Source organism: Bradyrhizobium sp. (genome assembly GCF_019242285.1).
Taxonomy (GTDB): Bacteria; Pseudomonadota; Alphaproteobacteria; order Rhizobiales; family Xanthobacteraceae; genus Bradyrhizobium.
This window is the reverse complement of the sequence record NZ_JAFAVV010000271.1, coordinates 1-5,953: the sequence shown is the minus strand read 5'-3', so window position 1 is coordinate 5,953 and position 5,953 is coordinate 1. Positions and strand designations below refer to the sequence as shown.

Sequence of the window (5,953 nt, the reverse complement as noted above, 5' to 3'; positions counted from 1 at the left end):
CCATGGCTAGCGCATCGCCGCAAGCACGATCGCCCACAGGGCGGCACTGACCGCAACCGCCGCGGCGAGCCGGGACAGAACCGGCATCCGCAGGATCGACCATGGCGCAATTTGAGCGGGATGTGGCACATCCGGCCCGTGCGGATGGGCATGAACATGGGCATGGCCGTGCGGATGGGCATGATCGTGCGATGGAACCATCGCACTGTGTTATATTATAACATTACAGGAGTCCACGATCCGACAATTCAGGGCTTATGGATCGCCATCGCGATCGCGGCCGCGACAAACGGGAACGGAATGGAAACAGCGGCCCGAAACCACACGAACCGCGCCGGCATGAACGGTATCTCCCAGAGCAGCAACCGCTGAAACGCGAACAGCGCCCAGGCGATCACATAGGCCAGCACCTGCGGCGGCCCGCCCCCGGCTTTCAGGGCCACCGCGCCGATCGAGAAGCCGACCACCGGCCCGCCCGGCGTGGCCGCGCCCGCGACCACGGCGGTCGCTACCCCGAGCCAGCCCGAGTCCGGGCCGAGCCAGCCGGTGATGACCTCCTGCGGGATCACGGCGGCGATGTAGCCCGAGCCGATCACACCGAGCGCAATGCGCGGCACGATCCGGATGAAATCGACGCCGCCCTCGCGCAGCGACGTGGTCATCACCATCGGTCCCTTCCGATAGGCGATGAAGCCGACCGCTGCGACCGAGCCCCACAGGATGAGATCGATCAGCAGCGCCGCGCTCATTCGTCCCCGCGCTTCGGATACATCCGGACATAGACGAAGCGTCCGAATGCGCCGGCGAGCACGGGCAGCGGGAGTGAAATCATGATGCGCCAGAGCGTGAAATCGGCGCCCATGATCGGCAGCTCCCAGGCGACTGCGCGGCCATAGCCGACCAGCGTCCAGCTCACGACCATGGAAATGGTGGCGCCGAAATCGGCGCCGACCGCGAGCAGCGCGCTCGCCACCGGATAGGCGGTGAACGGTCCGCCCGGCAGGATCGCGCCGAATGCGCTGCCGATCAGGAGGCCCTTCAGGCCGGATTCCGGCCCGAGCGAGCGCGACACCCTGTCATGCGGCAATATCTCGGAAATGAACGCGCCGAGCAGGCAGCCGGCGAGCACCCGCGGCAGGATGCCGCCGAACAGGCCGAGGTCGTGGGTCAGGATGTCGAGCACGCCAGCAAGCCCGTCGCGGCGCCAGACCAGCGTCGCGCTCACCGCGACCAGCACGCCGATGGTGATCACCGACCAGCCGACGGGCTTGCGGGCACGGCCCGGACGCGGTTCGTCCTCCGCGGCGTCGGAGGATGGCGCCGGGTTGTCCACGGGAGGTTCTGACAAGGGGATTGGCGCGTTGGTTCGAGGGCTCATCCCTGCTTAGTCTTGCAGGCAGGCCGATGCAAACCAAACGACGGCGAGACCCATGCGCTGTCCCTGGAGGGCCATGCGCGGTCAGATCAGGTCAGATAGCGGATCAAGCCGAGACCGGCGAACAGGCCCGCGATCGAGAGCACGACGGATCCCAGCACGTAGAGGGCGGCGAGGCCGAGCGCGCCGCGCTCATAGAGCAGCGCAGTGTCGAGGGAGAACGCGGAGAAGGTGGTGTAGCCACCAAGGATGCCGGTCATCAGGAACAAGCGCCAATGCTGGCTCGCTGTGCCCTTGAAGGCGAGGTAGCCCGCGATCAGGCCCATCACGGTCGAGCCGGTGATGTTGATGACGAAGGTGCCATAGGGAAAACCAATGCCGAACGCTTTTGCGCAGGCCATGTTGATGGCGTGGCGCAGCGCCGCCCCGAGCCCACCGCCGAAGAACACCAGGAGATAAGCCATCGCGCCCTGCCTTGCTCGAAATCACCGGCAAAGGGCTTTTGCCGCAAGCATGCGATGACCGCAAGGAGGACAAAGCAAGCGGAAGGAGCGATGACCCGTGGTCGCCGCTCCTTCCGCAACGATGGTCGTTCCGATCAGGCGACCTTGCCGAACAGCTCGTCGACATAGTCCCAGTTGATGAGATGCTCGACGAAGGCCTTCAGGTAGTCCGGACGGCGGTTGCGGTAGTCGATGTAGTAGGAGTGCTCCCAGACGTCGCAGCCGAGGATCGGGGTCGCGCCGTGCACCAGCGGGTTCTCGCCGTTCGGCGTCTTGGAGATTTCGAGCTTGCCGTTCTTGACCTGGAGCCAGCACCAGCCGGAGCCGAACTGGCCGACGCCGGCCGCGGCGAAATCGGTCTTGAATTTCTCGAAGCCGCCGAGGTCGTCGCTGATCTTCTTCTCCAGCCGGCCCGGCAGCTTGCTGCCGCCACCATTCGGCTTCATCCACTGCCAGAAATGGATGTGGTTGTAGTGCTGGCCGGCATTGTTGAACACCGCGGGGTTCTTGCCGAACGAGCCCTTCACGATCTCCTCCAGGGACTTGCCCTCGAATTCGGTACCCTTGATCGCGTTGTTGCCGTTCGTCACATAGGCTTGGTGGTGCTTGTCGTGATGATATTCCAGCGTTTCCTTCGACATATGGGCCCCGAGGGCGTCATAGGCGTAAGGCAGGGGGGGCAGCGTAAAGGTCATGGGTTTCGTCCGACAATTGTGGGAGACGTTGCTAACGGTGATCCCTTATAGAAGGTTCCAATCGTCTTAAACACCGCATTTTGGCAAAATGAGCGACGCTCGCCGCATGCCACGCACGGCAGCGCTCGGCTCTCATTACGCCGCCATCGCCTTGAGTGCGGTCGCCGCCGTGGCATAGCCGCCGCGGGCGCCATCGATGAAGTGGACGTGGTCGGCGCGCATCGCGGATGGCGTGAAACAGGTCATCATCGCGGCGTCCTGGGCATGCAGGCCGTAGCGCACGACGCCCTGCGACGCTGCCGCGGCAAGCCGCCGCGCGAGCTCGCCTTCCAGCTCGCGCGTGCAGTCGAGGATCATGCGCAGGCCGTCGTCATATTTGCGGAAGTCGGAATTCTCGACCACCTGCTTCAGATACACCTCCGGCACGAAGCGGCCGACCTTGATGCCGAAGCGCATCACCGTATAGGCGAACAGCGAGAAACCGAGGACGGACAGGCGACGCTTGACGAGCGAACCGCCGCGCCTGGCGCGCGCCTCGTAGTCGAGCCCCTGCGGCGGCCAGCGCAGCGGCGGCCCGCCTGACGGCACCGGCCGGCCCGCTTCCGGGCTGCGCTCGACGAGACCGATGACGTCCTCGATCACACTGCGGAAGGAAGCGGGATCGCCGCCGTTGGCCGGCACCACCAGCACTGACAGGATCAGGCCGCGCGAGGCCGGAATTTCCTCGAACCGGCAGGACAGGCCCGAGAGATCCGGCTGCGTGCCTGACGGCGCCGGCTCGACCGCGAATTCGCCGCGCTTCATCGCGGCTTCCGCCCAGCCGAGCCCGCCGCCGGAGAACATGGCGTAGGACAGATTGGCCGACGGGCCGAACCGCGCGACCCGGACATCCGCGCCCCCCGCACGGATCGCACGGACCGGCACCAGCGCCACCCGCATCGGGAGGTCGAGATCCTCCTTCACCCAGGTCGCCGTCGCCGCCAGCGCGTCGCGGGCACGGTCGAGATCGACGGCCGACACCGCGAAGCTCGCGCCGTCGCCGCCGAACACGAACGGAAATTCGCGGCCCGACAACGCATTGGTCACCGCCGCGATCACCGCAGCCCCCGCCATGTTGACCGCCTTGTAGCGCTGGTTCGCAATCGCCCTGGTCGACTCGACGATGTCGGCGACGCCGACGGTCCAGTCGTCCGGCAGCGGCGAATAGAGCGCAGGCTCCATCAGCCGCGCAAAGCCGCGGAATACCTTGATGCCGCCGTAGAACGCGTCACTGCCGCCGGGAGAGGTCATCGGGGGGCTCGTTCGGATTGTCAGCCGCTTGCGAAAGATACGGCTGGTTGCCAGAATCGGGTTCAGGCAACCTATCGAAGCCGTCGATCGAAGGCAAAATTGCGCTATTGCCCGAAAACAGAGTGGATTCAGAGACTTTCGCGCAGAGCCGGGCTGCCTTCCCGTCATCGAAATGCCAGCCGGGCTCTGCTAGCGTGAAGCATGACGCCGGCCGAGCCCACGACGCAGCAGATCACCGCCCATGCGCTCCAGCTCGGTGACCGCATCAACACGGCGGCCTTCGAGGGCGAGGTGCTGTCGAACACGCCGCTGGCGTTGCGTGTCGGCGTGACCGGTACTGCCGTGGTGTTCCGCTATGGCGTGGTCGTGCTGATCGGCCTGACGGCGGATGACGAAGCGGAATTCCTCGAACGATTGCACCCACGCACCTTCGGCAAGCTCACGCCCTACGAGGAGGAGCGGGCCAAGATCCAGATCGCGCGCGAGTCCGACGAGCCGATCCCGCCGGGCGGCCCGATCCCGGTCCGCGAATTGTCGCTGGAGCGGCTGCTGATCGTCGCCGACGCGCTCGCCAAGAGCGTGGTGCTGGCGCGCGACGAGCGGGAGGTCGCCAATGTCGTCGACTCGATCGAGCCGTTCGCGCGCGAGCTGGCGCGCGCCGGCAAGACCACCAAGAGCCGGACCGACATGCTGAAGCTGCTCGGCAGTGCGCTCCTGGTCCAGCACCGCGTCTCCGGCCGCGTCGCAGTCGCAGAGAAGCCGGACGTGCTGTGGGACCGTCCCGATCTCGAGCGGCTCTACGCGCGGCTCGAGGACGAATACGAGCTCAGCGAGCGCGTCGACACGCTGAACCGGAAGCTCGAGGTCATCTCGGATACGGCCACCACGCTGTCCGACATCATCGACGCCAAGCGCTCGCTGCGGCTGGAGCTGATCGTGGTGTTCCTGATCGCCTTCGAGATCGTGATCACGTTCTGGGAGGTCTTCACCCGCAACGGGCATTGACGGGCGTCGGGCTTTTCGGCATGGAAGACGCCGCTTCCTGCCACAATCATCGATTGCAATGACAATGCCGCGTCGCGTCGGCGGCGGCTCATTTCCCACACGTGAATTGAAAGGAACGGCATCGTGGCCCTCGCCTACGGATTCATCAAAGGCAAGATCGTCTCGGAGCCCCGGCTGCAGCCGTCGCGGCACGGCAACGAAATCCAGTATCACCTGCATTTCAGGATGCCGATCGACGGCGACGCGTGGGAGGTCGCCGTCAATGTCGGCACCAACGACGCCGACGACCTGCTCAAATACAAGCTCGTGTTCGACTACCGGCATCCGCTGATCCAGACGCTGGCGGCGGCCGAGGCCGGCTCCCATCCGCTGACCGAGCAGGCGCTGCCGGCGCTCGATTATCTGCGCGTCGGCGACCTGCTCGACAACACCGGCAAGTGGCGCGACAGCGACGTGATGGACGGGTCGGACCGGACCGAGCCTGCGGCAACGCTCAGCCGCCTGATAACGAGGGCAAGAAGCGAGAATCGCGACGTCTATGTGTTCGGCCGCTTCTTCACCGATGGCAGCAACGGCATCCACGACGTCCATCTCAATCAGGGCTCGACCGGCCGGTTCATCCATCGCCCCGACGATGATCGCAACGATCACAACGACGTCTGGCAGGACGGCGCCGTGATGGTGGACCTCGGCGAGCCCGAATGGGCGGCCTATTTCTCGGCCTTCGACCAGCAGCTCGTGCCGGCCGACGAGCTCGGCAACCCCCTGCCCGACGCCAAGACGATCTGAGGAGAACAATTTGGACAAGCGGCGAGCTCACATAGGCAGCACAACGCGTTCTCGCGGCATGAATTTGCCCGAGCCTTGCGATCGCATCGCCCTCGAAAGAACAGAGGGCGCAGGGAATGCCGGGTGCTTCAGCCTCACCCATGGCCCCCGTGCAGCAAGAGAGCACGGGGCAGGAACCACAGGTTCAGCCGAAATCACCGGCATTCCCTGCGCGATGGTGTTAACGCTTATGACGTGATCTCCCGGGTGAACGGGCTTTGTTGCCACCCTCACCTTACGGACTCGTCATCCGTCAG

Annotated in this window: 8 protein-coding genes; 2 read left to right on the top strand and 6 right to left on the bottom strand. The window is 65.3% G+C overall.

Annotated features, from left to right (window positions below; genetic code table 11):
- Positions 1 to 6 precede the first annotated feature (6 nt).
- The 6 genes from JOY90_RS10460 to JOY90_RS10435 all read right to left on the bottom strand — a co-directional run bounded on the left by JOY90_RS10460 (position 7) and on the right by JOY90_RS10435 (position 3,863).
- Positions 7 to 201, bottom strand: coding sequence for a hypothetical protein (locus JOY90_RS10460; protein ID WP_291691058.1), 195 nt, complete (start codon positions 199 to 201; stop codon positions 7 to 9).
- A 47-nt stretch (positions 202 to 248) separates the two neighbouring features.
- Complete coding sequence (locus JOY90_RS10455; protein ID WP_291691057.1) at positions 249 to 749, bottom strand: hypothetical protein; 501 nt, start codon at positions 747 to 749, stop codon at positions 249 to 251.
- The gene (locus JOY90_RS10450; protein WP_291691056.1) at positions 746 to 1,348 is read right to left on the bottom strand and encodes a permease; all 603 of its coding nucleotides are present in this window, start codon (positions 1,346 to 1,348) and stop codon (positions 746 to 748) included. The genes JOY90_RS10455 and JOY90_RS10450 overlap by 4 nt, the downstream gene beginning before the upstream one ends.
- Before the next feature lie 116 nt (positions 1,349 to 1,464).
- On the bottom strand, positions 1,465 to 1,839 hold the full coding sequence (gene crcB, locus JOY90_RS10445) for a fluoride efflux transporter CrcB (protein WP_291691055.1): 375 nt from the start codon (positions 1,837 to 1,839) through the stop codon (positions 1,465 to 1,467).
- Positions 1,840 to 1,973: 134 nt separating this feature from the next.
- Positions 1,974 to 2,573, bottom strand: coding sequence for a superoxide dismutase (locus JOY90_RS10440; RefSeq protein ID WP_291691054.1), 600 nt, complete (start codon positions 2,571 to 2,573; stop codon positions 1,974 to 1,976).
- 135 nt (positions 2,574 to 2,708) lie between these two features.
- Positions 2,709 to 3,863, bottom strand: coding sequence for a DUF3095 domain-containing protein (locus JOY90_RS10435; RefSeq protein WP_291691053.1), 1,155 nt, complete (start codon positions 3,861 to 3,863; stop codon positions 2,709 to 2,711).
- 201 nt (positions 3,864 to 4,064) lie between these two features.
- Between JOY90_RS10435 and JOY90_RS10430 the strand changes: the two genes are divergently transcribed.
- Together JOY90_RS10430 and JOY90_RS10425 are read left to right on the top strand one after the other, a co-directional pair.
- Positions 4,065 to 4,868: an RMD1 family protein gene (locus tag JOY90_RS10430; protein WP_291691052.1), complete on the top strand. Its 804-nt coding sequence runs from the start codon at positions 4,065 to 4,067 to the stop codon at positions 4,866 to 4,868.
- A 123-nt stretch (positions 4,869 to 4,991) separates the two neighbouring features.
- Positions 4,992 to 5,657, top strand: a complete 666-nt coding sequence (locus JOY90_RS10425) for a DUF2278 family protein (protein ID WP_291691051.1) — start codon at positions 4,992 to 4,994, stop codon at positions 5,655 to 5,657.
- Positions 5,658 to 5,953: the final 296 nt, after the last annotated feature.